The sequence below is a fragment of the Thalassobacillus sp. C254 genome (assembly GCF_001310615.1).
In genome coordinates this window covers 1-1,429 of record NZ_BAXQ01000067.1, presented here as the reverse complement: position 1 = coordinate 1,429, position 1,429 = coordinate 1, and the positions used below count along the sequence as shown (strand labels likewise).

Genomic DNA, 1,429 nt, shown 5'->3' with positions numbered 1-1,429 from the left:
TTTAAATAATAAAAAACACCACCATCATCAAAAGCTTTTTGAAACAATAACGATTTGGTCTTTAATAGGTTCTACTTCATCTTTAAAATTAGATGAAAACCTCTTTAGTTTTTCGGCTACCGGGTTAGAGGATTCTTTAATCAAAAATTTACTAGCTGATCTAAAAAGGTGGAAAACAATCAGGTTTAATCAAATACAAAAACAGTGGGAGCTTTTTGAAGGAAGTTCTGTAGATATTAAGCATATGATTAAAGAGAAAAGCAAATCGGTTGCTATTACCAAGGAAAATCAAAAGATTTATTAGAAATCTTTGAAACAAAATTCTACTTTCCTATTCAATACAACGAAGAAAAACAGATGACCAGGTTTGCTAAAGTCAACTTTATTTATTCAGATGAAGTAATAGAAAACACTGAGCAATTAGGAATAAATGATGCAGACGCACAAATATATGCAATCCTTCAATCTCCTTCTATCCCAACAAATTCCTTTAGAGAAAGAGCTTATGAAATGTAGTAACAGAAGAATTTTCTTTTGTTATCGGTTAATTAATTATAAAAAACTAGATACCCATATAAGAGAATATTTTATTGTACAAAGTATTTTAGACGATCCTACCTCTGGTTTTGAAAATGATCAATTAGTGAAGCTAGAATTAGAATTATATTTAGAGGACTTAAAGTATGAACTTAATCATTTCCTAACTTATTTCTTCCAGTTTGGAAGTGATTTAAAATGGGTTCATTCTAGTCAGCTATTAAAATTAAACATAGGATTCAATTGAAGATTAATTATCGATGTAATGTTAATATTATAAGTTCACACCTGTTATAAATAATGACATTTAATAGAAGGTATATAAGTACTGTACAGCAAAAGCTGGTGTTAAATTACTCAACCAAATCTTAGTTTCTACAGGAGAGGTTGAGGTTGAAGGCAATGGACTGATTATTTAATCTATGCAACTGTTTTTAAAAATAATGATTTGCAACTTTCTAACCTTAATTCTATTAAAGATATAAATTTGCGGGAACTACGAAAACAACTTATTAAAGAAATTGAAAAAAACAAGGAAGGTGAATTAGCTGCTCTTTTTAACATCTTAAAAGAGTCTAAATTTGGCATACGTCAACCATTGATACCAATACTACTTGTAAGCTTATTGAAAGATTATTGGGACCACATTTTAATTTATAAAAATGGAATGGTGGTAAACGATTTAACAGGCAATGCCTTATATGGAATGCTACAAGCCCAAATGAATATGTTTATCATTATTATCAATTTAACAACGAAGAACTCTTTTTTATAACGGTATTAGAGAGTGTCTCAAGGGATTCAACGATGAAGATATAAGGAAAATGCCTTTTATTAGTCAAGTAAGTAGATTATTGGTAAGATGGTTACGTAGTCTTCCATTTTTTACTCA

3 protein-coding genes are annotated in these 1,429 nt (G+C 29.3%); all 3 read left to right on the top strand.

Going from position 1 to position 1,429, the window contains the following annotated elements; translation table 11 throughout:
* Window positions 1-304 (top strand): hypothetical protein (locus tag JCM19033_RS24665; RefSeq protein WP_198153630.1); only part of this gene is annotated, 304 nt, incomplete at its 5' end.
* Between the two features lie 53 nt (window positions 305-357).
* On the top strand, window positions 358-516 hold the full coding sequence (locus tag JCM19033_RS23960) for a hypothetical protein (protein WP_157050026.1): 159 nt from the start codon (window positions 358-360) through the stop codon (window positions 514-516).
* Window positions 517-1,024: 508 nt separating this feature from the next.
* Window positions 1,025-1,312, top strand: coding sequence for a hypothetical protein (locus JCM19033_RS21635; RefSeq protein WP_054637887.1), 288 nt, complete (start codon window positions 1,025-1,027; stop codon window positions 1,310-1,312).
* Window positions 1,313-1,429: the final 117 nt, after the last annotated feature.